This is a genomic window from Mesorhizobium sp. ZC-5 (assembly GCF_025753855.1).
Taxonomy (GTDB): Bacteria; Pseudomonadota; Alphaproteobacteria; order Rhizobiales; family Rhizobiaceae; genus Neomesorhizobium.
Genome location: NZ_JAOWPT010000007.1, coordinates 84,940 through 109,227 on the forward strand (window position 1 = coordinate 84,940; position 24,288 = coordinate 109,227).

The 24,288-nt window shown below is 63.3% G+C and carries 22 protein-coding genes and 4 pseudogenes; 3 read left to right on the top strand and 23 right to left on the bottom strand.

Features of this window, described 5'->3' with window-relative positions; all coding sequences use genetic code 11:
- Positions 1–180: 180 nt before the first annotated feature.
- On the top strand, positions 181–456 hold the full coding sequence (locus tag OHD58_RS19105; protein WP_006205588.1) for a WGR domain-containing protein: 276 nt from the start codon (positions 181–183) through the stop codon (positions 454–456).
- 200 nt (positions 457–656) lie between these two features.
- Here OHD58_RS19105 and OHD58_RS19110 read toward each other — a convergent pair whose 3' ends face one another.
- From OHD58_RS19110 to OHD58_RS19200, 19 genes and pseudogenes are all read right to left on the bottom strand, one after another.
- On the bottom strand, positions 657–1,397 hold the full coding sequence (locus tag OHD58_RS19110; RefSeq protein ID WP_263804990.1) for a thermonuclease family protein: 741 nt from the start codon (positions 1,395–1,397) through the stop codon (positions 657–659).
- Positions 1,398–1,765: 368 nt separating this feature from the next.
- Positions 1,766–2,107, bottom strand: coding sequence for a hypothetical protein (locus tag OHD58_RS19115; RefSeq protein WP_263804991.1), 342 nt, complete (start codon positions 2,105–2,107; stop codon positions 1,766–1,768).
- Between the two features lie 57 nt (positions 2,108–2,164).
- Entirely contained in the window at positions 2,165–2,488 is a 324-nt protein-coding gene (locus OHD58_RS19120) for a DUF736 domain-containing protein (RefSeq protein ID WP_006205585.1), read from the bottom strand.
- A 710-nt stretch (positions 2,489–3,198) separates the two neighbouring features.
- Positions 3,199–3,732, bottom strand: coding sequence for a hypothetical protein (locus OHD58_RS19125; RefSeq protein ID WP_263804992.1), 534 nt, complete (start codon positions 3,730–3,732; stop codon positions 3,199–3,201).
- A gap of 267 nt (positions 3,733–3,999) precedes the next feature.
- On the bottom strand, positions 4,000–4,419 hold the full coding sequence (locus OHD58_RS19130) for a hypothetical protein (RefSeq protein ID WP_263804993.1): 420 nt from the start codon (positions 4,417–4,419) through the stop codon (positions 4,000–4,002).
- Entirely contained in the window at positions 4,409–4,669 is a 261-nt protein-coding gene (locus OHD58_RS19135; RefSeq protein WP_057143280.1) for a type II toxin-antitoxin system prevent-host-death family antitoxin, read from the bottom strand. The genes OHD58_RS19130 and OHD58_RS19135 overlap by 11 nt, the downstream gene beginning before the upstream one ends.
- Before the next feature lie 62 nt (positions 4,670–4,731).
- Positions 4,732–5,673, bottom strand: coding sequence for a DUF2493 domain-containing protein (locus tag OHD58_RS19140; RefSeq protein WP_263804994.1), 942 nt, complete (start codon positions 5,671–5,673; stop codon positions 4,732–4,734).
- A 248-nt stretch (positions 5,674–5,921) separates the two neighbouring features.
- Positions 5,922–6,170 (bottom strand): annotated as a pseudogene (locus tag OHD58_RS19145) (toprim domain-containing protein); the annotation flags it as partial.
- Positions 6,161–6,799 carry a tyrosine-type recombinase/integrase gene (locus OHD58_RS19150; RefSeq protein ID WP_263804995.1) on the bottom strand — a complete coding sequence of 213 codons (639 nt, stop codon included), beginning with the start codon at positions 6,797–6,799 and terminating at the stop codon, positions 6,161–6,163. The pseudogene OHD58_RS19145 and the gene OHD58_RS19150, both read right to left, overlap by 10 nt.
- Before the next feature lie 51 nt (positions 6,800–6,850).
- Entirely contained in the window at positions 6,851–7,150 is a 300-nt protein-coding gene (locus OHD58_RS19155) for a hypothetical protein (protein ID WP_263804996.1), read from the bottom strand.
- Positions 7,150–8,049 carry a tyrosine-type recombinase/integrase gene (locus OHD58_RS19160; protein ID WP_006205578.1) on the bottom strand — a complete coding sequence of 300 codons (900 nt, stop codon included), beginning with the start codon at positions 8,047–8,049 and terminating at the stop codon, positions 7,150–7,152. Before OHD58_RS19160 ends, OHD58_RS19155 begins: the two co-directional genes overlap by 1 nt.
- Before the next feature lie 484 nt (positions 8,050–8,533).
- A pseudogene (locus tag OHD58_RS19165) lies at positions 8,534–8,728 on the bottom strand (transposase zinc-binding domain-containing protein); the annotation flags it as partial.
- A gap of 9 nt (positions 8,729–8,737) precedes the next feature.
- Positions 8,738–9,058, bottom strand: a pseudogene (locus OHD58_RS19170) (tyrosine-type recombinase/integrase); the annotation flags it as partial.
- 75 nt (positions 9,059–9,133) lie between these two features.
- Positions 9,134–9,940 (bottom strand): glycoside hydrolase family 12 protein, encoded by an 807-nt coding sequence (locus tag OHD58_RS19175; RefSeq protein WP_263804997.1) that lies wholly within the window; start codon positions 9,938–9,940, stop codon positions 9,134–9,136.
- Positions 9,941–10,285: 345 nt separating this feature from the next.
- The gene (locus OHD58_RS19180) at positions 10,286–10,471 is read right to left on the bottom strand and encodes a transposase (protein ID WP_412177246.1); all 186 of its coding nucleotides are present in this window, start codon (positions 10,469–10,471) and stop codon (positions 10,286–10,288) included.
- Complete coding sequence (locus tag OHD58_RS19185) at positions 10,468–11,721, bottom strand: tyrosine-type recombinase/integrase (protein WP_263804998.1); 1,254 nt, start codon at positions 11,719–11,721, stop codon at positions 10,468–10,470. The genes OHD58_RS19180 and OHD58_RS19185 overlap by 4 nt, the downstream gene beginning before the upstream one ends.
- Before the next feature lie 82 nt (positions 11,722–11,803).
- Positions 11,804–12,835 (bottom strand): toprim domain-containing protein, encoded by a 1,032-nt coding sequence (locus OHD58_RS19190; protein ID WP_263804999.1) that lies wholly within the window; start codon positions 12,833–12,835, stop codon positions 11,804–11,806.
- A gap of 104 nt (positions 12,836–12,939) precedes the next feature.
- Positions 12,940–13,131 (bottom strand): annotated as a pseudogene (locus OHD58_RS30740) (hypothetical protein); the annotation flags it as partial.
- Positions 13,132–13,143: 12 nt separating this feature from the next.
- Positions 13,144–17,691: a strawberry notch-like NTP hydrolase domain-containing protein gene (locus OHD58_RS19200; protein WP_263805000.1), complete on the bottom strand. Its 4,548-nt coding sequence runs from the start codon at positions 17,689–17,691 to the stop codon at positions 13,144–13,146.
- A 187-nt stretch (positions 17,692–17,878) separates the two neighbouring features.
- Here OHD58_RS19200 and OHD58_RS19205 point away from each other — a divergent pair, with 187 nt between their 5' ends.
- The gene (locus tag OHD58_RS19205) at positions 17,879–19,072 is read left to right on the top strand and encodes a DUF1173 domain-containing protein (RefSeq protein WP_263805001.1); all 1,194 of its coding nucleotides are present in this window, start codon (positions 17,879–17,881) and stop codon (positions 19,070–19,072) included.
- Between the two features lie 35 nt (positions 19,073–19,107).
- Here OHD58_RS19205 and OHD58_RS19210 read toward each other — a convergent pair whose 3' ends face one another.
- A complete protein-coding gene (locus tag OHD58_RS19210; protein WP_263805002.1) occupies positions 19,108–19,863 on the bottom strand; it encodes a transposase in 756 nt (251 codons plus the stop codon).
- Between the two features lie 229 nt (positions 19,864–20,092).
- Between OHD58_RS19210 and OHD58_RS19215 the strand changes: the two genes are divergently transcribed.
- Positions 20,093–20,479: a hypothetical protein gene (locus tag OHD58_RS19215; RefSeq protein ID WP_263805003.1), complete on the top strand. Its 387-nt coding sequence runs from the start codon at positions 20,093–20,095 to the stop codon at positions 20,477–20,479.
- Positions 20,480–20,667: 188 nt separating this feature from the next.
- Here OHD58_RS19215 and OHD58_RS19220 read toward each other — a convergent pair whose 3' ends face one another.
- The 3 genes from OHD58_RS19220 to OHD58_RS19230 all read right to left on the bottom strand — a co-directional run bounded on the left by OHD58_RS19220 (position 20,668) and on the right by OHD58_RS19230 (position 24,060).
- The gene (locus tag OHD58_RS19220; protein ID WP_006199589.1) at positions 20,668–21,267 is read right to left on the bottom strand and encodes a DUF1419 domain-containing protein; all 600 of its coding nucleotides are present in this window, start codon (positions 21,265–21,267) and stop codon (positions 20,668–20,670) included.
- A gap of 132 nt (positions 21,268–21,399) precedes the next feature.
- Positions 21,400–21,792 (bottom strand): hypothetical protein, encoded by a 393-nt coding sequence (locus tag OHD58_RS19225; RefSeq protein WP_050900681.1) that lies wholly within the window; start codon positions 21,790–21,792, stop codon positions 21,400–21,402.
- 117 nt (positions 21,793–21,909) lie between these two features.
- Positions 21,910–24,060: a ParB/RepB/Spo0J family partition protein gene (locus OHD58_RS19230; RefSeq protein WP_263805005.1), complete on the bottom strand. Its 2,151-nt coding sequence runs from the start codon at positions 24,058–24,060 to the stop codon at positions 21,910–21,912.
- Between the last annotated feature and the right edge of the window lie 228 nt (positions 24,061–24,288).

The window sequence follows — 24,288 nt, forward strand, 5'->3', positions numbered from 1 at the left end:
GACCGACCGCGCACGATACGGGCCAACGAGGATTTGCTGCATCTCTCCAGGAAGGGCCATCAAAGAGGCTGCTGAACGACTGACGTTCGGTTCCATCCATCATCAGCGTGAATCAATCCGCGTCTGCTGATTCAAACCATTCATTGGACGCGCGCGTCCGGCTGCGCGATTCTGTCCGCAATGATCGCGCAGCTCTATCGCCTCTGTATCGAACGCCGCGACGCGGATCGGAACATGGCGCGCTTCTATGCACTGTCGATTGAGGAGACACTGTTCGGCCAGACCTGCCTGGTCCGGCGTTGGGGCCGGATTGGAACCACCGGCCGCACGGTACAGCACTCCTTTGATACCGAGGGTGAAGCCGTAGCCCTTTTCCTCGAGCTGCTGCGCGCCAAGCGGATGCGTGGCTATCAGCCGCGATCCCCCCGACGCGCAGAAGCGATCCCGTCTGGTTGACAGGCAACCGTTACGGCGACGGGAGCCAGGCTTTGAACAAAGTCGCTTCGTGTACCGGGCGCAGGCGCGATGTTGCCCGTCGGAATTCAGTGATCCTGACACTGCCGCATGCTCGCACTTTCTGAGCCGTTGAAGCACTCAGCGGTCCCGCGGTACGCGCCAGCGCAGGCGAAAAGCAGGGCAATAACTGGCCCTGTGGCTTAACGCTTTGCTTTGCGCCAACCGGCCGCCACCGCCTCTTCCTCGCTGCAGAACCAGCGCTCACCCTTGCTGGTCGTGATGACCGTGCGATCGTAATATTCCTGGCCAGGCATGTGATAGATGTGCTCCCCGCGGGCATTGATGTTGCCCTTGATGTTGCAGGCACTGGGCGACACTGCGAGCAGGGGAGCGATCATCGATGGCTGTTCGTTGTCAGCGCGATGCTTGGCACGCCAATCCCAAGGCGCTTGAAACGTTCCTGCCCAGATGCCAACCTTTGCCGCCTTGGCCTTCTCCTGCAGCATGGCGTAGGCACCTTGGCTGTATTTCGGCCAATCAAGAGCTTGACCGTTCTCGACCATCCAGGCGGCGACGCTGACACCATCGGCCCGCCGGCAATTGCCGACATAGCGGCCATACCGATCCCATGACACAAACGTGCATCGGGTCGGTCGCGAGGCGGCGAGAAAGGCATCGAGAGCGGCGGCGGACTTGGCGCCGCATTGATAGTGGAAGCCATTGGCGTCGTCGCACTGCTGTGCTGACTCCGGTGCATCGATACCATTGAAGCGAATGCGCTGGCCATGGATCTCGATCGTGTCGCCGTCGATGACAGATGCGACCCCAGCAATTGCTACCGGTCGCGGCGTGATCAGGTTCTGCAGATTGATTTCCGGGAGGGACCCGCTGTCGTGCATGACAAACTGCGTTACCAGAGCGGAGGTCGCAGCCACCGTCACGAAGACTAGCCGCATCGGCACGCTGGCCCAGCCTCGTGCGAGCGGGCGTCCTGCGCCGGTACGATTGCGCCACGGCCCCGACCGATCATCGTAGCGGGATTTAGCCAAGCCCCTTCTCCCCGCCGCAAGAATGCGCCCAAAACACGCGGAAAGTCCAGAATCCTGTCGCGACCGCCTCAACGGCTCGCCTGTTCTGAATCGTCCCCGGCAGTTGGGCCCGATTTCCTTAATCGGCTGCGGCAGGGTCGCAAAAGTAATCCGCGGTTTGGAGTCGCTACCTCGGACCGTTGATGTTCGTGGCTCTTTTCCGACGCGCAAAAAAGGGGCCCGCAACGGAACACTCCGTCGCGGGCCCTGAGACGTGTTGCCTACTTGGGGTGGTTGAGGCGTTTCAGCACCTGGCCGAGGATTGTGTCTTGCACCGGACGCCCGCTGGCTGCCGCTTTGTCGTCGACCAGCTTTGCGGCCAGTTTGGGCGGCAGCGGCATGAAGTCGTAGCCGTGCGAGATGGCTGCGCGGTGAAGATCCTCAAGCGTTTCGAACGCGCGATCGTGGGTGCCGAGCCAAAGACCGGGCTCGTCGGTTTCTTCGTGCGGGAACGCTTGCAGGAAGTAGGTTCGAAGTGGCGGATCGTAGCCGATGACAGCGTCTGGGTCCGAGCGGCCCTGTCCGGTGACGGTGCCAGTGACAGTGATGGTGTAGCGGCTCATTGCAACCTCCTTTTGCCGGTGGGGAGCCGGCCCCTTGCGGGGCCGGCCACCGATGCTTCACTGGGGGTTGTTCCAGAGGATGACCTTCTTGTTTTCCTCGCCGCCGGGGGCGGGAGCGAGGTTGCCGAAGATGACGCCGATCTCGGGGGCCTCCAGCTTGACCGAGAGGTACTCCTCTCCCGAACGCTGGGAGATGCGGTGCCAGCCGGCTCCGATCTCGAAGCCTGTGCGCTTGTTGACGATCCGGTAGTCGGGGGCGTCCTCGCGCGACTTGTTGGTGTTCGGGATGAGGGTGATCGGGGCATTGACCCGGAGCGTGGCAAAGACGCCTTCCATCGAGCCGTCGGCCTTGGTGGTGAGGTTTGCGATCGTGGTGGCCATGGTAGTTCTCCTTCGGTTGCATCGGGACCATTCCCGATGGCGCCAAAGGAGAGGGCCGTCCTGCTGCGGTCATCTCGGCGAAAATTCTGGAAAATTCTATTTGCCGAAAAATTGCGGGCAGGCCCTTCGCCTGCCCGCAGACAAAAACAGAAATCGAATTTTCCTGAATATTCGCCGAGTGTACCCCCAACGGGGGTTGACCGCACAAAGCAGGCGGTCGTCTACAAAGGCGACATGAAACGGGAATGGCCCCGGATGCGACCGAAGGAAAAGAACGCAGGCCGCCATCGCTAGACCGCGGAGGCAACGCTGCCGGATCGCAGGAACATGCTGCAGCCTCTCGGGTCATGTGGTCGGCATCGCCAACACATCGAACAGCAGCCCGGCGCGTGACCGCCTTGCGTGTTCGGTATGGCGGCATAGCGGTTTCGAGATCGGGGCCGGCTGGCAGCGGCCTTCACGCCCCTCGGGGATGATACCGCGCAGTCAGGTTGGATGACCCGGCAAGCCAGGATGTTGTTCGGCGCGCTTGCACCCGCTTCAGAGGCGAGACGGGTCAAGATGATCATCCGCACAACGCCCGGCGGCTCTGCGCGTGGACCGGTTTCGAAAGGGGCCGGCTCCGTCCGCTCATACAAGTGGATTAGGCGGCGAGCTGCCGGATCAACATATCGGATTGACCCCGCCGGCTGTCGGCAGGACCTGATCCATCATCCTGGCAACGTTAGACGCTCGTCCGGCGTCATGCGGGCTTCGGCTTGGCGGCGAATGTCCGGATCAGCATGGCGAAGCATGGCGCACCAGTCCTCCACATTGTACGTCGTCGCCATCCGGCCCCTGGCCAGATCGTAAATGACGCACGGCTTGTTGGCGATGGCGAGCCGAAGCACGTTGACGGCCGTACCGGGTGATGCGCCGTCCCAGACCATCATGCCAAAGTCGGCGCGCCGCGCCATCTCCCGGTCCTTGGCGGCGTCGTACCAAGATCCATGAGTGCCTCCAGGTGACGGGACATGGTAGGCGGCCCAGTCGCCGAGATTGTTGTGGGGTTCCTTGCCGGCATGGAAGACCCCGACATGCTCGTACTTGTAGCCGGCGAGCAGGCCCTGCGCCTCGGCATCGGCTCCAGGCGCGTCGCCAATCAGCACGCCGTGCTCGGCAGCAACGATTGCGCCGATGCGAGCGATGGCAGGTTCCGGCAGCTCGAATATCTCGCGTGATCCACCTATGAATATCATCGACATGGTGACTTTCCCTTCTCTCCAGCGCCCCCGCCCCGCGCCGGCCGCCCTCTCCCTCTGGCCCTGCGCGAGGGATCGTCACCGGAAGGCCGAGACGGCGAAGCTGGCTCGCGGAGCGGCGGGACGCCGCGACGAGAGCCCGGCCGGCCGCAGGCCGGCGCGCCCGGATCCTGAGCAGCCGGAGGCGCTACGCGCGTGCAGTTAGCGGCCTTTGTCGGCCAGCCAGAGGCTCACGTCCCGGATCGAGCGCATGGCCGCGAAAAGAGAACGTCAGTCCAGACGGCTGAGGCGGCGGCCCTCGCTGCGCGCTTCGATAAAGGCGCCTGCGATCTTCATCATGAAAGCCTTGCTGAAACGACCGAGGGGCTTACCGTCGGATTCGATGTACCAGGAGCGTTCGGCAATATCGTAGTTGTATTCGTCAACCACGATCCAGCAGCGTTTGAGATCGGTCAGACCGGCGCGGCGGCACTCGATAGCGGAGACTTCCAAACCGACCCGATCGTTGGTCGGTGGCTGGGTGGTTATCGCCAGGAGCGCGAGATGGGTCAGGCCATCTCTTGCGCCGCGGACAGCGATGACGACGCAGGTCGGCCGGCTCTTGCGGCCTTCCGTTTCGCCGCGCTCGTGTTGCCATGCCCAAAGATAAGGATAGGAGATCACCTGACCAGGCAGAAATCTACCGCTCATCATCGTATCCTTCCCCGCGCGCCAATCGGTCGATCTCTGCGGCGAAGAGTTCCGTGTGTTCCTCCGGCATCTCGGAGACATGGTATGCGCGGCGGGGATCGCCGCCGATGCGCATCCGTTCGTAGTGCTCGTAGCTCATCAGCACGAACCGGGGTTTCCGGTGCTTGGTGAGAATAACGGGTTCGCGGCTGGCAACGTCGGTGACGTCGCCAACCTGCTTGTTGAGATCCCCGGTCGTGAACTGGCGCATGGCTGGCCTCCTTACCAATCTCCATATTATCTGGATTTTCTGGATTTGCAAGAAAACGGCGCTCACGCGCCGCCCTCCGCGAACCGCCAGACGGGAATGCCCAGCCGACGCGCCTTGTCGGCAAGGTTGTCGGTGATGCCGGAGCCGGGAAAGACGATCAGGCCGTAGGGCACCACCGAGAGAAGCTGGTCGTTGCGGCGGAACGGAGCCGCCTTGGCGTGTCGGGTCCAGTCCGGCTTGAAGGCGATCTGGGTGACCTTGCGGCTTTCGGCCCAGCAGGCTGCGATGCGTTCGGCGCCGCGCGGGCTGCCGCCGTGGAGCAGGACCATGTCGGGATGTTTTTCGCGGGCCTTGTCGAGCGCGTCCCAGATCCGGTCGTGGTCGTTGCAGTCGAGGCCGCCGGCGAAGGCGATCTTGGTGCCGGCCGGGACGAGCACCTCGGTTTCGGCGTGTCGGCGGGCGGCGAGGAAGTCTCTGGAGTCGATCACCGAAGCGGTCATCGCCTGGTGGGAGACCTTGGAGCCGGTGCGCGGTCGCCATGCCGATCCGGTTTGTGCCTCGTAGAGATCGGCGGCCTCATCGCGCATGATTTCGAGCACGTTGCGGCGCTCGATATAGCTGATGCCTTCCGCGGTCAGCCGCTCCAGCTCGACGGACTTCACCTCCGAGCCGTCCTGCTCATGCTGGCTTGAGCGATGGGCTTCCTCGTTGCGGTCGAGGCTGCGGGCGACGCGCTCGGCGGCACGGTGGAAGACGTTTGCGAAGGACCAGAGCAGGTCGTCGAGATCGGGTTCGAGCCTGGTGTCGCCAAGCATGCCGGCTAAGGTCTCGACGATCCCGGCGAGGCCAGCCCGGATCACTTCGTCGTCGGGAAGCGGCCGAGGATCAGGTTCGTCCTGATGCGGGCGATGGCCGTACATCTGCAGTTCGAGGATGACGCGGTCGGTCGGCGAGGAGGCGTGGTAGGGCTCGTAGCCGTTGTCGAGAGGAAGCTCGTAGGTCATGGCGTGTCTCCGTCGGTTGTGGCCGCGCCTATCGCGGCCTGACAGCGCAACCCGGCCGCGCCGCGGGCGCGGCAGCACCGAAGGCCGGAGCGCGAGCGGAGGACGGCGCAGCCGTTGCGGCCGTGAACGGGGGGTGGCAGGGGTCGCCTCTCAGGCAGGCCGCGGGCGCGGCCTCTCCGGCGGACCGCCGCTATGTCTGCAGGCTATCCGGCGACGCCGTCCCGGCCCGCGTGTCGGCCCGAACCCATTCATCCGGGCGGCAGCAAGAGACGGGCATCCTCCGGGACGAGCTGGTCGCGGAGCCATGCCGCGAGACGGGCAGGCCCGAGATGACGCAGATCGTCGTTGAAGTCGCCGAGCTGCGGCCGCAACACCAGGGCAAGGATCCCTGACTCGCCCGCGCGCTGGCTGAGGCGCTCGATGCCCTGACGGCCGGCGGCGTCGGCATCAGCTGCGATGTAGAGGCGACGGCAGCCAGGCGGGAAGGTCAGGCCGGCAGCACGGCGTCGACCGCTCGGTCATCGCTCTGTGGCTGGGCCACGAGTCGGTCGAAACCACCGCCATCTATCTTCAGGCCGACATGAAGCTCAAGGAGCAAGCTCTGGCAAGGACCGACACGGCCGACATCCGGTTGGGCCGCTACAAGCCCGACGACCATCTCCTCACATTCCTGAAGAGCCTCTGATAATGCAGACACAAAAGCCACAAATCGCCCGCATTCTTTGGCCTCCCGGTCGCCACTCGGAATAATCCGGCACTCGGAGTTATGGCGCAGATCGTGCAGGCGAGGACGGCGAGCCGACGTCGATCTGATGCCAGCCTTGTCGACCAGCCTGTCGAAGATCTCCTTGACGGCAATGTAGCGTAGCGGCCGGTTGCGCTTGTCGATGAACACCGGATCATCGTCTGAGCCGGGCCCGCGACGTGCCAGGTATCGCTGCAAGCCGGCCGCCGCCGTATCGTGCAGCGGCACCAATCGCGTCTTGCGGAACTTGGTCTCGCGGATCAGCAGACCGTCGCGGGTCACGTCCGCGATCGTCAGCTTTAGGGCTTCGGAGATCCTGAGCCCTGTGGATGAGAGCAGCGCGATCAAGGTCGCTTGCGTGTGCGGGCGTAAGTCGCGCATTGGCCGAAGCCGCAGCGCAGCTTCGACCAGCCGACTGATCTCGTCTGTCGTTTAGATGTGCGGCGTGCGACGCTTCTTACGGGCGCTGAAGTGATTTGCAGGCGGCAGCTCGTGCCCGACGTCCTCCACCCGGACATGGCGTACGAAGCGACAGACGGCTCTTAGCCGTGCATCCCGTTGCGCGACGGATGGTCCCAGCGCGGCCCAGTCGATCGCTGTTTTTGTCTGGACGTACGTTTGTCCGCGTGCGGTCGCGAAGGCGGCAAAGCTCTTCAGCAGGTACTCCGCGGTCGACATCGCGAAGCCCGTAGTGCGGCGGAGCGCGAGATAGGTCTCGATGGCGTCGAGCATCAGAGCGCCTCCGGCCAGGGCTGAGCAACCTGCTTCAGCAGCGCGACGTCGGCCTTTGCGTAATAGGCCGTCGTATCGATGCCGCGATGCCGAAGGACGAGGCCGATCTTGTCGAGCGGCACGCCGTGGCGCAGCATCTCGGTCGCCGCGGTGTGCCGCAGAGCGTGGGCCCCTTTGACCGGCGGCACGATGTCAGCCCGCTTCATGATACGCTTCACCACCGACGAGATGCCGTCGCCTCGTCGGAATGGCCGGCACGGCGCGATCGTGCGCAGGAACAAGACATCGTTCCGGCGGGTAGACAGCCGGCATTCGAGGTAGGCGGCGATCGCATCCCCGACGTCTTGCGGTAGCGGCAGCCGGACCTCGTAGCGCGACTTGCCGCAGACCCGCAGCGATCCCGTTTGCCACTCGATATCGGTGAGACGCAGTTGCGCCCCGTCACCGGCCCGCAGGCCGAGGCGCACCAACAAAAGTACGATCGCACGATCACGCCGGCGCGCACCGGCATCGCCGTCACAGGCAGCGATCAGCCGGTCGACCTGCTCGGTCGATAGATACCGGGGCATGTCGGCAAGCTGCCAATGAGCGTAGGCCGGAACGGCGCCGTCGAGACCTGCCTGACAACGGCCTGTGACTGCGAGATACCGCAGGAAAGCCCGCAGGCTCGTCGTAATCTTCTTGATCGTGCCACTCCCGCTATTGCTCGCCCGCTCCAGGAAGTAGCTGCGGACATCGTTCGGCTTCCAGCCGGCCGGGTCAGATCGAAGCTCCATCATCAGGCCCGCGGCGTCGCGGGCGTAGAGCCTGACGGTGGCATCGGATGCGCCGCGATGCTTGCGCAGCCACGTCTTGAAGTCGGCGACCAGCGGCTGCGGCTCGGCGGGCGCTGCCCCCACGGCCTCGGACCGGCAAAGGCCGAGCTCGACGAGGTGCCGACGAAAGAGCCTGGCACCGTAGATGGTATGGTGGTTGCGCCGGCCGCCTTTGGCGCGTGAACACCGGCAAGTGCGCAGGTGCTCGCCGAACGCGGCGAGACCAAAACGTCCGTCAGGCCTGCGCCTTGCTCGGCCATGACATGGCCGATGTGAGCTGCCGCTCGCAAATAGCGTACCGCTGTCTCGGGGCCATAGCCCTGCTGCTCCAGCGCCGCTGCAAACCCGTCAATGTAAGGCCCGCTCGGCCCACTGCGCAGATGCCCCAGCATCTTCGCTGCCGAGAAGTACGTCTCCAACATGTCCGTCTCCGTATGTGACCGGCCATCAGTGGCCGACCCAACGGGGCCGCACGGGCGACTTCTAATGGAGAGCTCGAGAGCGGCAATACACAGGAAAATACGGTGATCGCGATTGCCAGCTCCCCATTACCGGCTTTGCCCATAAGGCAGGAGTTGTAGGCGATGCGTGTGGCGCCGCAGTCATCGCACTGCTCGACGTGGCCGCCGAGCACAGCCGTCCGGCATGCCGTGATCGCGCCCATGACGCGCCGCTCGACGCGGTCCAGATGCTCGGCACGGGCTTGCCGAAACGCTTCGCCGTGGCGGCGGAAGATATCCGCCACTTCCAGAACCGGAGCCATCAGGTCCGCTCAGCCGGGCGGCACGACCTCCAGGCGGAGCCGGTCCAGCGGACTTGGCGTATTGCTGATGGTCTTTGTGGCGACTTGGGTATAGCGCGCCGTGCTGGCCAGACTGGCATGGCCGAGCAGCACCTGGATGATGCGCACGTCGGCCCCGTTCTCCAGGAGATGGGTCGCGAATGTGTGCCGCAACGTGTGCACTGTCACCGACTTGCTCAAGCCGGCCGCCGCACAAACTGAACGGCAGGCGGCGTGCAGCACGTTGTGGACGAGCGGACGCTCGTCGTCGCGGCCGGGAAACAACCATCGCTTTGGCCGAGCGAGCCGGTAAGCGCAAGCTAGGCCGTCAGCCAGCGTGGCTCATTGGCATAAGCGCAGCTCACCTTGCCGCCCGCACACGGATCTTCACTTCGAGGTCACAGACCAGTTGTTGAAATTGAAGTTCTTTCCCCCCGGGGACGAGGTAATCTCGACGCCGTATTGGACGCTACCGACGTTTATGTCGCCAAAGTACCCCTTCGACTTGATCCACTGCAGGATACTCTTGATGTCCACTGTCCCGCTGTTGGTCTTCGAAGTGCGCAGAAATGAGATGACCTTGTGACCGTCGGGGCCTTCACCTTCAAACACGTTCCAAGTCGCTCCGCCTACATTGACATTGCTGTAGACCGGAATCGCCGCACCGGAAGGGGCATAATGATATGAAATGGGCTTAACGTTGCCGCTCCCGTCCGAGTTTCCGGTGTAGTTTGTCCAGAGCATTACCTCATGCTGGTTTGAGCTGTCCCAGATATCGTAGGCGACATCCCAGGCGCCGCCAGTAGGAACCTCCTGATTGAAGCTCGAGCTCAGAGTGTTGATTGAACTGAGCGGTTTCCCGATACTAAAAGCCTCGTGCGGATAGCTTTTGATGCCCGGCGTATTAGGCTGGTTCGACCATACGCTCCACCGGTTGACGCCACTCACCGAAATCGTCTGAGGCCCAGGGCACGGGCCCCATACGTCGTTGTTCCAAGAGTAGCCATCGCGTGAAAAGCTTCCGTACGGAGCGCTCGAACTCCAAATCGGAGCCTGCGCCGATACAAGCGCGGCAGATGATAATGACCCGGCTTCATTCGCGGCCTGCCTAAATAGATCATGATCCTCCTGTGTCCGGACGTACCCCGGTGGGAACCCTTGCGCGCCGCCACCGTTTATCCGATTGGAATCCATAAAGCTCTCCTTTCGATTATGATAACAAAGTCTCCTGCAGATCCGCCCAGCGGGTACCCTAGTTCAGCATAGGCGGCATTGGCATCTAGAGACCGGGTGCGAATGCTAGGAAGGTTGGCTTTCGAGAAGCTGACGAGCTCAAGGAGAAAGGCGGAGCCGCGCCCGAGTTTGCCGTCTTTCGGATGACAACAGCCTGCTGAGACAGTGGCAACGATCCACTGGATGACGAGCCTAGCAGTTTACTGAAAAATCCAAAGAATTGGGCGTTTGTTCTGTCGCGGGTGCCATTGTTGGATGACTTGTTTGAGAGTTTGAAGCGCTTTGGCGGTCTGGACGCCAAGTTGGCTACGCTGCAACCAGTTTGGGGATGCGGATCAGGTTGTAGGCGATCAGATTGAGCATGAAGTGGGCAGCGACCCGAGCGATGCCGCGATGTTTGGTCTTGCGCATGGTGCCGTGCTGCTTGCCCCAGCCGAAGATGCACTCGATCATCGCCCGGCGCGATTGCTCGATAGCCTCGCGCAACGTCATGCCAGGCCCTCCAGATCGAGGGCCGCCACCTCGCGAAGTGCCGCGAGATTGACCTTTGCGTAAATCGCGGTGGAGGATGGGTCGCGGTGCCCGAGAAAGTCCCCGATCACCTTCATCGACATGCCCTGATCCAGAAGATGCTGGGCTGCGGCATGCCGCAAGACATGCGTACCTCTTCGGCCGGAGACGATGCCAATGCCGGCCAGCCGATCACGGACCATCTTGCCCAAAGCTGCTCTGCCAAGCGGTCGGATCGGCGCGTGAACTGTGAAGAAGAGGCCGCGCCCGAAGCCAGATGGCCGTGCCTCCCGTATGTAGCGCAGGATGGCATGTCCGACCTCATGCGACAGCGGCCAGAGATGGGTCCGACCGGGCTTCGGGCAGCGGACACGGAGCATCCCGTTCTCCCAGTCCAGATCGTCCAATTGCAGGCCGCGGACTTCTCCAGCCCGCAGTCCATTGGCGATGAGAAGCGTCAGGATCGCCCTGTCGCGCTTGTCGACCGCTCGATCCCCCACGACAGAAGCCAGCAGGCGCAGGACATCCTCGCGCCCGAGTCCTTTCGGTACGGTCTCATCGGCCATAAAGCGGGGCGCGATGATCCCCGCAGCCAGCCCGGCGCGGCACCAGCCGCGCGCTTCGGCAAACAGGAAGAACGCCCTCAGACGCTGAGCGTCGTCGTGTATTGATCGGCGCTTCCAGACCCCTCGCTTATGTTCTGCCGCAATGACATCGTCGATGTCGGTCATCTGGATGGCGTTCAAGGCAACACCCTTTCCAGCCGACCAGAAGAAGAAGAAGAAGTGGTCGGCGGCGGCGCAGTAGGCTTGTACGGTCGCGTTCGAGAGGCCGCGCTCCTGATGCAGCCATCTCTCAAAGATTACGATCTCTGCATGATGTGGGTGATGCTTACGCTCAGGCTCGTCGAGCCACCCCAAGAATCGCAGCCATTGGATTCCGCGACTGGCAAAGCGAGTTCTCGCCTTGGGCGAAGCTGCCCGAGCATATCTGTGGCCTTTTGGCAGCGCCCAGATTGCTGCTGCGGCTTCTATTTGGGGAATGCTGACCCGGACGCCTTCTCGCAAATCCAGTAATCGGACGAGACTGAGTTGATCGTTCGCATTTTTGCGTAAGGTTGTTCGGCAAGCGCCCAGTTCATTCAGGTGTCGAAGGTACTGCGCGCGCGGTTCAGACAGCGGTGCTGCTCGATATTTCTCTGCAGTTCGAGGGAAGAAGATTGCTTCAAACATACTTGTGCCTCCATGTTGATGGAGGCTCAAGCTTTCGCACCGAGCACCGTGATGAAAGCCCTGCTACGTAGAGGGTGCTCAATCATCTGTAAGTAAAGCAGCAATCCTGCGGCATGAGTTGGATGCGCAATGTCCGCCGGAGCGCGCGGAGGCCGAATGCACGCAGGTCCTCGTTGAAGTCGCCCATCCGCGGAGATAGAGCAAGCGCCTCAATGCCGGCAGTTTCGGCACGTTCGGTCAATGTCGCGAGGGCCGTGTCGCCCGCGGCGTCGGCGTCGCGGACGATGTAAAGCCGACGCAGCTTCGGCGGAAGCAGAAGGGCGGCAAGGTGGTTGGCCGAGAGCGCGGCAACCATCGGCATGGCCGGCAGCGCACAGCGCAGCGACAGCATCGTCTCGATGCCTTCGCCCGCAGCGAGGACATCATCGGCCGCGCCAAAGCGGACGGCATGGCCGAGGAGACCGCCCATGGCGCGGCGCGGCGTGTCGACCGGCGCCTTGCCGGAACCGTCCCGGGCAAGCCAGGTACGATGCGCGCCGGTGATCCTCCCTTCGAGATCGGTGACGGCAGCGACCATCGCCGGCCAGGTCTCGGTAGGGCCGTCGCCCTCAGGTCGATAGTAGCAGCGCGGATGGAATCGCAGGCTGCCTGCGTCGCGCAAGTTCATGATGCTGCGATTGCGCAAATAGGTCTCGACGAGCGTCCGGCGGATCGGCTGCGACATGGCGAACAGCCGCTGCGCCGCTTCCGGCGATCCGGCGGGAACGGGTGTGCGAACGAGCTTTGGGGCGCCGTACGGTTCGACGCGCGGCAGGCTCAGAAAGCGCCGCGCCTCATCGGCGACATCGTGGAAATCGACGAGACCGCAGCTCTCGCGGATGACGTCGAGGAGATCGCCATATTCGGCTGAGGCGGCATCAGTCCAATGCCCGGCGGCGCCGGGACCGGATTCCGGCCCGCTGAGCCGGACAAACATCGATCGGCCGGGCGTGTTGCGCACATCGCCCACCGTCCAGTAGCGGCCTCGGCGTCGACCATTGGACAGGTAGTGCCGGCAGACCGCCTCTGCGTGGCGTGCCAGGCGGCGAGACAGTTCGGAAGCGTCGCGGGGCATCACGACACCTCCCGCGCGCTGACGTTATGTTGCGTAGAAGCCGTCGACCGTCTGTAGGAAGGCGCCCAATCGCGGCGGCGCAACATAACCCTCGCCGCAACATATTCGACCCACTTTCCGGCTGCCTTGCCGCCCACCGCTTTGAGCCGCACATGCATGGAGCGGCCGCGCCTGTTGCGGACATCGCCGACCATCCAGTAGTTGCCGGAGCGATGGCCGTTGGAGAGATATTCGCGGCACACCGCCTCGGCATGTTCGCCAAGGCGTTGTGCAAGCTCGGAGGCCGAGACGGTCATGATCGTCTCCCCTCACGCCACTGACGCGCGGTCGGTGACGCCGACCAGTGTGTGGCGGTCGAGGAGCGCGGCGAGGATTGACGGCCCTTGCTCACTCGTCGGGATGAACAGCCGGAGTTTCCACGAGATGATCTCGGAGATCAGCCCCAGCGCCTTCAGCCGCGGAACAAAAGCGTCGGTGAAGCCGATCAATTCGATACGGTAGTCGTTCATGACGCGGCTGCGGCGCAGGATCAGGCCATCGGCGAGTTGCAGTCCGATCCTGCCTTCCACGAGCCGAGTCCAGGCATCTTGCGGCGCGAGGGTCGGCGGATGATCGAGCCCCAGATTGCGCAACATGGTCGCGACAAGCGTCGGCGCGATGTGACGGCCGATGATGCGTTCGCCGGCATCGGTCTGGATCCGGTAGACCTGGCAATCATGATCCGGCAAGCGCCGCCAGATTGGCAACAGCAGGCCCGTCACGATGTGAAAGGTGCTCGTGGTGAACTCCGGGAGGGCCGCGACTTCTGCCTGCCACGAGTCGCAGAACAGTTTTCGGTCGGCGGGCTGCCAGTGGGTCTCGGCAAGGGCATCGAGACCGAAGCGCAGTTCGTCCGTCGGCCGCAGCAGGCGCACGCGCTGCTCTATCGCGCCATCGTCGAGCATCAGACTTGCCGTCGGCAGCCGGATCGCCGCGCGGTTCGACCGCGTGTTCACCAACAGAACCGATTGCGGTTCCGCCCGGGCGATGGCCACCGCGTCGACCAGGCTGAGCGGCCGAATCCGGTCCTTGCGTGCGACGGTCAGCACATGCGACTGCGCGCCCGAGATCGGGTGCGCGTAGACGGTGCGGCGATCGGTGACGACGATGCTTTCCGCCGTGATCGTCTCCAGACCTTTGTCATAGGAGCCGGCAGCGATCGCGCTCTCGACCTTCGCCGTCATCAGTTGCTCGAACACCTCGAACAGCAGATTCTGGGTTTCGATGCGCAGCGCCAGCAGGCGGTTGAGCCAGGTCGTGATCGGCGGCAGTTCGTCGCGCAGCCCGCCCTCGTCAGTCGTCAGCGACAGTCCGGTCACAGTCTCAAAGGTCGTGAGCGAGCAACCCTCGATCTTGCCCTGATGCAGCAGCATGTAGAATTGGCGAAGTGCGGCCCGCGCATAGGGGCTTTCGAGATTGTCCTCGGCACGGAACAGCCCTGCCCCGCCGGTCTGGCGCTGGCCGCGCGTGATCGCACCCAGCGTGTCGAGCCGCCGTGCGATCGTCGACAGGAAGCGCTTGCCGGCTTTCACGTTCGCGGCCATGGGCCGGAACAGCGGCGGTTGCTTCTGATTTGTGCGGTGGGTGCGCCCGAGACCCTGGATGGCGTTGTCGGCGCGCCAGCCGGCCTCAAGCAGATAATGCTTGCGAAGCCTCTGGTTCCTGACCCCGAGATCGGCGTGGTAGGACCGGCCTGTGCCGCCGGCATCCGAAAAGATCAGTACGCGCTTGTCGTCATCCATGAAACTCTGGGTCTCGGCGAGATTGGCCGAGCCAGGGCGGTTTTCCACGGCCAGCCGGTCTATGCCGTCGCGGCCGGTCTTTTTCACAATACGCCGCGCGCGGCCGGTCACCTCGGCGACGATGTCGGTGCCGAAGTGATGGATGATCTGGTCAAGGGCACTGCCGACCGGCGGCAACGACCCAAGCCGCTCGACCATCTCGTCGCGCCGGCGAACCGCCTCGCGGCATTGAACCGGGTTGCCATCTTCATCGTGGGCAGGCCGCGAGCAGACGTTGCCCTCCGTGTCCGAATATTCCTCGAACAACTGGGTGGGGAAGGAGTGCATTAAGTACCCGCCGACATACTCGCGCGGCGTCACATCGACATGCAGATCCGACCATTCCTCGGTGGGGATTTCGGCAAGGCGTCGCTCCATCAGCGCCTCCCCGGTCGAGACGATCTGTACGACCGCCGAATGACCGTCGGCGAGGTCCTCTTCGATCGCGCCGATCAGCGTCGGCGTCATCATCGAGGTGATGAGATGGCTGAAGAAGCGTTGCTTGGTGCTCTCGAAGGCCGAGAGTGCCGCAGACTTGGCGTTGCGGTTCAGCGTGCCGGCCTCGCTTGTTATGTTGGTCGCCTCGAGTGCGGCGGTGAGGTTGTTGTGAATGACCTGGAACGCATCGGCATAGGCGTTGTAGATGCGGATCTGTTCGTCGCTCAGCGCATGCTCGAGCAGGTCGTATTCGACACCGTCATAGGAGAGCGAGCGCGCCGCATAGAGGCCGAGCGATTTGAGATCGCGGGCGAGAACTTCCATCGCCGCGACACCGCCGTCCTCGATCGCGGAGACGAATTCGGCGCGGTTGGCGAAGGGAAAATCCTCGCTGCCCCAGATGCCGAGACGCTGCGCATAGGCGAGGTTCTCGACCGCGGTCGCGCCAGTGGCCGAGACATAGACGACGCGCGCGTCGGGAAGGGCGTGCTGCAGCCGCAGCCCCGCCCTTCCTTGCTGCGACGGGGCGACGTCGCCACGCTCGCTTTTGCCGCCAGCAGCGTTGGCCATGGCGTGGGCCTCGTCAAAGACGATGACGCCATCGAAAGATTTTTTCGCCCCGGACGGGCTTTCTCCAATCCCTGTCTGGCTCCCCGCCGACTTCTCTGAACTCCCTGTCGGGCCTTCGTCTCTCCTCGCCTCTTGGCCCACCCAGTCGAGAATCTGGGCAATCCGGGATTTCTTGCCCTCCCGTTCCTGCGAGCGCAGCGTCGCGTAGGTCGTGAACAGGATGCCCTCGGCAAGGCGGATCGGCGTGCCCTGCCGGTAGCGCGACAGTGGCTGCACGAGAAGTTTTTCCTGGCCGAGGGCCGCCCAATCGCGCTGGGCGTCTTCAAGCAATTTGTCCGACTTGGAAATCCAGACCGCACGGCGGCGGCCCTGCAGCCAGTTGTCAAGGATGATGCCCGCGACTTGCCGTCCCTTGCCGCAGCCGGTTCCATCGCCCAAAAACCAACCACGGCGGAAGCGGACAGCATTCGAAGCACCTTCCGGCGCGGCCGAGACGACATCGCAGGTCTCGCCAACCGTCCAGGTGCCGGCGAGATGGCCGCAATGCGCCTCCCCGGCATAAATCACGCTTTCGAGCTGGGCGTCCGACAGCAGGCCCTCGTCGATGATCGCATCAGGAAGAAGCGGCCGATAGGAAGGCTTTGGCGGGGCGACGGCGGCCATTGCTGCCGACTGCACGAGGGGTGTCGGATGCGGCTTTGCGCGGGGAATGTCGATCGACTGAAGCGCGTAGGGTTCGTAGATCGTGTCGGTGAGGCGGCCGCCCTCTTCCGGCATCCAGTCGCGTAGCTCATAGGCCAGGGGGACCGCCGGCGTGCTGCTTGCCTTGACCTGACGGGCATTCGCCCGCGCAATCGGACGGACCGGTTGGATGGCCTTCGGCGCAGAAGTTGAGACAGTGAGGGGTGCGGCTCTCGCCCCTGATCGGCCGCCCATGTGCATGGCGGCATTTGCCAGGATGCCGCTGGACAACGCGCCGATCGAATCCGGAAAGCCGCCCGGTGTCCGGGGCGGCAGATCCGTAATCCAGGCGAGCAGCGTTTCGACATCAGTTGCCTTGCCGGGCGAGCGGACGAAATTTTTCGGGTCGGCGGCCCGTACCTTGTCGATAATTGTCAGGCGCGTTTCAGTGGTGGTGCCATGGCGGGCGTAGACACGGCCGTCGATCGCCGCGGTGAAGACGACGGTGCCCTGCTGCTGCAGGCGTTCGAAGGCCGGCCGCCATTTTGGGTTTTCGGGAGACAGCCCGGTGCCGGTGATGGCGACCAGGCGCCCGCCGGCGCGCAGGCGTGCGAATGCGGAAGAGAGGTGCCGCCATGCCGCGTCAGTGACGTGGCCGTCGACATAGGCGCCGACGCTGAAGGGTGGATTCATCAACACGACGGACGGCTCGATGGCCGCACCGAGATGATCGTCGATATGGGCGGCGTCGTGCCGCGAGACGGAAAACCGGGGAAACAGCAGGCCGAGGAGATCCGCCCGCGTCGCGGCAAGCTCATTGAGGGCGATCGAGGCGCGCGCCATCTCGGCATGGACGGCGAGCAGACCGGTGCCAGCTGAGGGTTCGAGAACGAGGTCGCAAGAGGCGATCGCCGCGGCGTGCGCCGCGATGAAGGCCAGCGGCAAGGGCGTGGAGAGCTGCTGCATGGCCTGGCTCTCGTCGGACCGTCGCGTATGGGTGGGAAGAAGGTCGGCGATGCGCTTGATCATCGCCAGCGTTGCCTGGGGCGTGGTCGACCGGGACAGGATCGCAGGGCCGAACCGGCGCAGAAACAGCACCTGGGCGACTTCGAGCGCCTCGTAGCCGTCCTTCCAGACCCAGAACCCCTGAGCATCGCTGCCGCCAAAACTTGTCGTCATGGTGGTGCGCAGTGCAGCGGTGCTGACAGGCTTGCCCTGTTCCAGGAAAGGCAAAAGCTGCGTTGCCGCTCGATAGATCGCCTGGTCGGTGTCGATGGAGGCCGGCGTCAGCGCGGCGAGGGAATCAGCCGTACGAGCGACGGCCGGTGCGGTCGAAACGATGTTCATGGAAATGTCCTTCGCAAGAGGGGAGAGTGGCGCCCGCGCCGGCACTCTCTGCGCGCCAGCCGGGCCACACTCCTCCCGGCTCCCCTCTGCCTCTGGCGCCGATGCACCAAAGGGGTTGCGCTCTGTGCAAACCCATGACTTGAATGCGCGCACAGGGATGCGGCGGCGACCTGGAGCTGTGGAGGTGATGCGACGGTTCAGAATTGGCAGTGCGGTCTACGAGGAGGCAGCGCCTGACCTGCAGGCGGCGCTGGCGAGTGCCTATGCCCGCACCGAGCGTCCGCTATGCCTGTGCCGCGAGCCGGGCTGCCCGATGTACATCGCCCGCATCGGCGACCTTCACCTGATCAAGCGCATGCCGATGAGCGGCGGCGGGCATGATCCATCCTGCGATTCCTATGAATCGCCTTACGAACTGTCCGGCCTGGGCGCCTTGATGGGCAGTGCGATACAGCTCGATCCGCAAAACGGCTTGGCCGCCCTCAAATTGGACTTCAGCCTGTCGAAGACAGGGAGCCGGGCGGCATCGGTGCCTGCGGGGCAAAGTTCCGCCAGCGTTACCGCCGATCCGAGGCGGATGTCGCTGCGTGGCCTGCTTCATTATCTCTGGCACGAGGCCGAACTGACGGTCTGGACATCGAGGTGGGCCGGCAAACGGCATTGGTGGAATGTCCGTTGGCATCTGCTCGAGGCTGCCGGGCAAATGACAGTGAGGGGCGGACCACTCGCCGACATCCTGTTCGTGCCCGAGCCGTTTCGGGCCGAGAACAGGCAAGCCATCGAGCAGCGTCGCAACGCGGTTCTCGGCACGGCGCTCCCGCCGAAATCCGGCCCCCGAAAGTTGCTTGTCCTGGTCGGCGAGGTGAAGGAGATCGTGCCCGCCCGATCCGGTCAGAAACTCGTCATCAGGCATTTGCCCGGTTTTCCCTTCATCATCGACGATGCATTGCATCGCCGCTTGCAGGCGCGTTTTGAGAAAGAATTGTCGCTGTGGGCAGCGGATTCCAGCTCGCATCTGATGACGATCGCGACGTTCGGACTGAACCCCGCCGGCCTCGCCATTGTAGAGGAGGTCGCCTTGATGGTGGTGTCCGAGAACTGGATTCCCTACGAGACGGTCCCGGAGAAAAGGCTCGTCGATGGGCTCGCCCGCCTTCGCGAGAAGAGCGTCAAGGGATTGCGCTTTGACCTGCAACCCGACCAGCCGATCGCCAATGCGTTGCTTCAGAACAGGGATGAGCCGATCGCGCTGTTTGTCGTTCCGGCCGGAGCGGACGAGAACTACGAAGCGTCGCTCGACGAAATGATCGCCGCGCGACCGGAGATTGGCTCCTGGGTGTGGCGGGTCGGCGAAGGCGATATGCCGCCGCTACCGCCTTGAGTGTCGGCGGAATTTCCAGCGATGCTCACTATGCCTTACGCCAGGCCCAGCTTCTTCTTGAGCTCAGCATTTTCCTTGCGCAGACGGTCGGCAAGCAGGTTCTTCAGGCGCTTGTTTTCTTCTTCGAGCGCGACAAGATCACGGAGATCGCCGCTGTCTGAAGAAGGTGCGACAGCTCTCTTCCAATAATGGTAGGTCTGCTCGGATATGCCGGCCTGGCCGACCGCAATCTTGCTGGTCGCGCCGGCAGCGATCGATTTTTCGATCTGGGCAAGCTTCTGGGAGCGTTCCTTCTCGGAATATGTCTTGCGGACGGTCTTCGCTACCACGGGAGCTTCGGCGGCCTGGGGCGCAGGTTTCGCTCCCTTCTTGCGGACCGGCTTTACGAGCTCCGCCTTCGCTTTCTTTGCTCGCGGAACTTTCTTCTTGGATTCAGGCACTTCCACTTTGGCTGGGGCTACTGTCGTCTGAACAGTCTGAGCGTCCTGAAACTCGGCCATCATATACTCCGCTTGTGGTTTATCCCCTTCTTCAGCATCAAGGGGTCTTATACTGAAGTCAATGACCTGGGCATTTGGGAGCGGAGCAGCATAGCCTGGCTGCGTCATCTCCGTGGCAATCTTGGACAGGTCGAGATCGCCCCAGATCGAATGGCTTGGCTTCTGCTTACCGCGCCTCTGTTTCAGTTCACGATGAATGGCCGGATCTGGCGCTTCATAGTCCGTTCCTTGATGTGAGCATGACTTGCTAGCCAAGTCGCAGTTTGGGTTAGCGAGTGCCAGACGTATCATATCGCTTTCGCCGTGATTTACCGGAGAAGCCCCGCAACGAGCAAGCGGTGTGTCATGAGCCTAGGGCAATCGGCTCAATCAACGGGGGCAAACGTGCCTACCGAGAGAGAGCTGCCTCATACACGCGATGCTCAGGCGTCGAGCCGGCGGAGTGCGATGACTGTGCACAATCCGGCTGGAGCGATTGCAATCCTTATATTCTTGGGAACTAATCTTCTCATGGCGGCGGATGAGTTGGACGCAGCTTGTTTTCGGGATGGCGGTCGACAGCGTTTGTGCGCTTTCTATTCCTTTCGCGGAAAAAGTCGCGGAAATCGCCCACAGAAGCCAGGGCGTCGTGCTTTTCAATTTGCGCGTCGATGGCGACATGGAACTTCAGCGCGTCGCCGCCATTCGGTATCCAAGCAATCAGACAGGGGTTCTGGTGCTGGATAAGCAGGGCTTGGCGACCAGCAATTGCATGGTCAATGGCACTTTCTCCAGCTTTATCGCTCCGTTGGAGGACTGGAACACGCTGCCGCTCGCAACGCAGGCCAGGACGAGTATCGCCGGCCCGACCAGCCTGTTCATCGGCGCTTTACGCAATGCCGGATACCTCCCGCGTGGCAGGCACTGAACCCAAGTTTTGGTGAGGGCCGATGCTTGTATCCTCGGGGCAATTGGCCATACGGTCTCGCATGTCTCAACAGCTTGAGGATGGGCCGTACGCGGGTGCATCCATTGAGCGGAAGTCGGTCACCGTGATGGAGAGGTTTCGCCGTCGAGGCGCGGTTCTCATAGCTATCCATCGTCGCCTTCCTTTCGTCAGCTCCGACGCAATCGCACTTTGGACAGGAACTCGTCGATCTCGAGATCCGACAGGTCATCGAGCAGCTTGAAGGCAGCATCATGCCTTCCGGCGTTGACGAGAATCGTGCGTTTGCCGCGATGTTCGGCCCACCCGGTCTCGGGGTCTGCATTGCGGGGGGTCCCCTTGAGTTCGACAGGGGTTATGTTCCAGATCGCCTCGAGCTTTTCCGAGCGGGTCATGCTGTCGCTCGCGCCGGTCTCGTGGGCGATGATGGCGGCGCGCATCTTGTCTGGCGACTGCCGATCGGTGAGATCGCAGAAGCCATGAAACCAGCGCTCGCGGCGCCGGATCCGGATCGCGAAGAATACGCTGGTCACGTTGCCGGCTTTATACTCCGACATTCCGAACATGCCGGTGCGCATGAAGAGCGGCGGCAACAAACCGAGCATGAAGTGGTATTCGGACGCGGTGATCTCGAACCACTCGCCTGAATAGGGAGTGCCGGAATTGGGATCGATGCCGGGAGTGTCTTTGTGACGGCTAAACAGTTGGAACATCTGCTCGCGGGTGGCGACGCCGTCGAGCACCTTCCTGAAGGGTGGATGTGCGGTCATGAGGTTCTCCTGAAGTCAGGTCGGCCACGCGCGGCATCGCCGCGCCATGGCAACTCCTTGCCGTGTTGTGGCTGGCGACGGGCCGAGCCTGCGGCCGACACGTGCACTGGCGATGATGGGGTTTGCAGGACTTTAGGCGGCGCGTCGCTCGGAGGAACACGAAGCGTCTCGAGCAACCCCGGTGATGGCACGGACGGCGGCGGCTAGCGCCGGAATGTCGTCCAGCATGCCGAGTGCGACGAAGTGGTTGACCCCGCCGGTATAGTCCTTACGGCCCTTGCAGGTCCTGATCAGGATGCCGTGACCAGAGGACAGGCCGAACTGGCCGACCTGGATATAGGCACGATCATGATGCAGGGTAATTTCACCGCAAACGGCGATGCCCGCCCTGTTTGAGCGCAGGTCAAAGCTTCCCTGCGGCAGCGCAAGTTCGGCGGCGAGTTTCTTCAGCCGTGAACGGGCTGTGGTGTGGAAACGTCTCTTCTGCTGCTCGTCGTAGGAGCAGGATCTTTTCCAGTCGAACATGTCGATCTCCATGAAACAAAAACGCCCGGGCGCGCTATGGCGATCCCGGGCTTGAGAGTGAGTTGGAACTGAAAAGGGTCCGGCGAAGGTGCCGGACCGGTGGGACCGGGAGGCCGACTATTCGGCGGCCTGGAGGTGGTCCGTTTCGTCGCCGTCGATGGTCACCGGCGCATCGGAGGACGGATCCGCATCGTCGGCGAGGAAGGCCGGAAGCTCGGCGGCATCGCCGTCGAGAGCCGCTTCGTCCGACATCTCGCTGGCGGCCGCGTCGCCAGCATCGGCAGACACTTCATCGACCTCAGCGCGCAGCGGCTCTGGCAGCCAGTTCGAGCCTTCGAGAAGACGGGCGGCTTCACGGGCCATGATGTCCTTCTTCATGTGGTCGATCAGCTGCGCGGAGTCTGCGCCACGCGCTTCACGGACAGCCTGTAGAATCCGCGCCTTGGTGAGCCTCCCGAGGAACTCGACCGTGGGCGTCCAGCCGGCGTCGACCATGTCGAACTGGAGCGAGCGGCCAAGCACGTCTGCATGCTCGAGCGCCTTAGCTCGCCTGTTCCAGGGTTCGACCACCGCATTGAGGGTCAGCGAGACGCAGTGCGCGAACAGCGCCTTGCGGCTTGCTTCATCGAGGCCGAGAAGGAAGTCCCACAGGCCTTCCGCCTCATCGGGCAAATCGCGGTCCCAGGCTTCGTGCCGCTCGGCGATTTCCTTGGCCCAGCATGTCTCGGCAAGACCGTCGACCTGGCTGAAGCTGCCGCTCTTCAGGCTGATCTCCAGGCACGTGTTCGGCGCGAAGCGATAGAAGACCTGCAGGACGAAGGCATGGAGTGCGGCGATGATGGCGATATCGACGTCGCCGGCGAGCGCGTTGCGTAGCGCTAGCGTGCGCTGAGCGGTCAGGTCGAAGACGAGCCGATCAGGCAGTGGCTTGATGCCATCGTCCTCGCCGTCGTCGCCAGAGGCGTCGTTCATCGGCTGGCCGTTGACGACAACACCATCGCCACCGTCGTCGCCATTGGATTGGGTTCCGCCGTCGGCGCTCCCTTCCTCGCCCTCAGCGACGTCGCCGGTCTCGGTCCGCGGCTCGTCCTCGGACCGCACGAAACCGGCGTCGACCTGGAGTTTGCCGTTCGCCGCAAGCGTAACGAACGCACCGGCAATCGCCTTCTGGGCGGGATCGTAGCTTTGAGGACGATCATCGATCGCATCGAGCTCGGCACCCAGCTGGTCGAGCTTCGCCTCGATTGCTTCGTCGGCATCCTCGGCCTTGGCATAGTCCGCATCCAGCTTGTCGTAGTCGGCCTTCAGCGCGTCGTAGCGTTCGATCTCCTCGGCGCTGAGCTCCCGCGCCTCGGCGTAGATGCGCCTCATGCCGGAGGCGTGGCCATAGGGAAAGCTGATCGCCGCTTCCACCCATTTCCATCCTTCGGCGCGGATCGCCTCGGCATCCCCCTTCAGCCTGTCGAAGACAAGCTGCTCGAGGAGTGCCGCATCCTGGAACCAGCCGCCGGAATCCTGCTCGAACAGGTCGCGAAGGATGACGCCTCCAGCCGCTTCATAGGCATCGGCGCCGACATAGACGGCCCGACGATCGTCGGCTCGCACCGTCGTCTCCGTCAGCAGGCGCCTGATATAGTACGGTTCCTGCGTATGCGAGCTGGCAATCCGCTCCCAGACCTGTTCCTGGCGCGCGTGATCGTCCGAGATCGAAAACGCCATGATTTGCTCGAGACGGATTTCGTCCTTCTCGTAGAGCCCAAGCAGCTTTGGCGATACCGATGCGAGCCGCAGGCGCTGTCTCACGGTCGCCGGCGATACGAAGAAGCGGGCACCGATCTCGTCGGGATCGAGGCCCTGATCGCTGAGCGTCTTGAAGGCCCGAAACTGGTCGAGCGGGTGCAGGTCGGCGCGCCGCAGGTTTTCGGCAAGCGAATCCTCCTCGGCCGAGGTCTCCTGCCCGCGGTTGACAATGCAGGGGATCGGCTCATCCTTGGCCAGGCGCTTCTGCTTGATGAGGATGCCGAGCGCCAGGTAACGGCGGCCGCCGGCGGGCACTTCGAACGTGCCGGTCTCCTCTCCCTCGCCGTCGAGCACGGGACGGACGTTCAGGCTCTGGATCAGCTTTCGCCGTCCGATGTCTTCGGCCAGCTGCTCGATCGACACGCCGTCCTTGATGCGCCGGACATTTTTCTGAGACAGCTTCAGCTTGTCATAGGGAATGTTCTCCGCGGCGTTCATCGCGATCTTCTGAATGGCGTTCTTTGCCATGGTCAGGTTCTCCATGACGGGCGGCCGGGGCCTTTCCCCGAACCTCCAAGCCCGTCAAAACCCTCCCCTCCCCCCTCTGCCTCCAGGCCTCACGCCGACCCGGCCCCGGCTCGCGGATCTCGACGCGACCAAGCCGCCGGAGGGGCCTCCAGCATGTTGGTCACAAGGTTCTCCCACGAAAAAAGCGCCGTCCACTTGCTTCGGAGGACCGCGCTTGGATTGATGAAG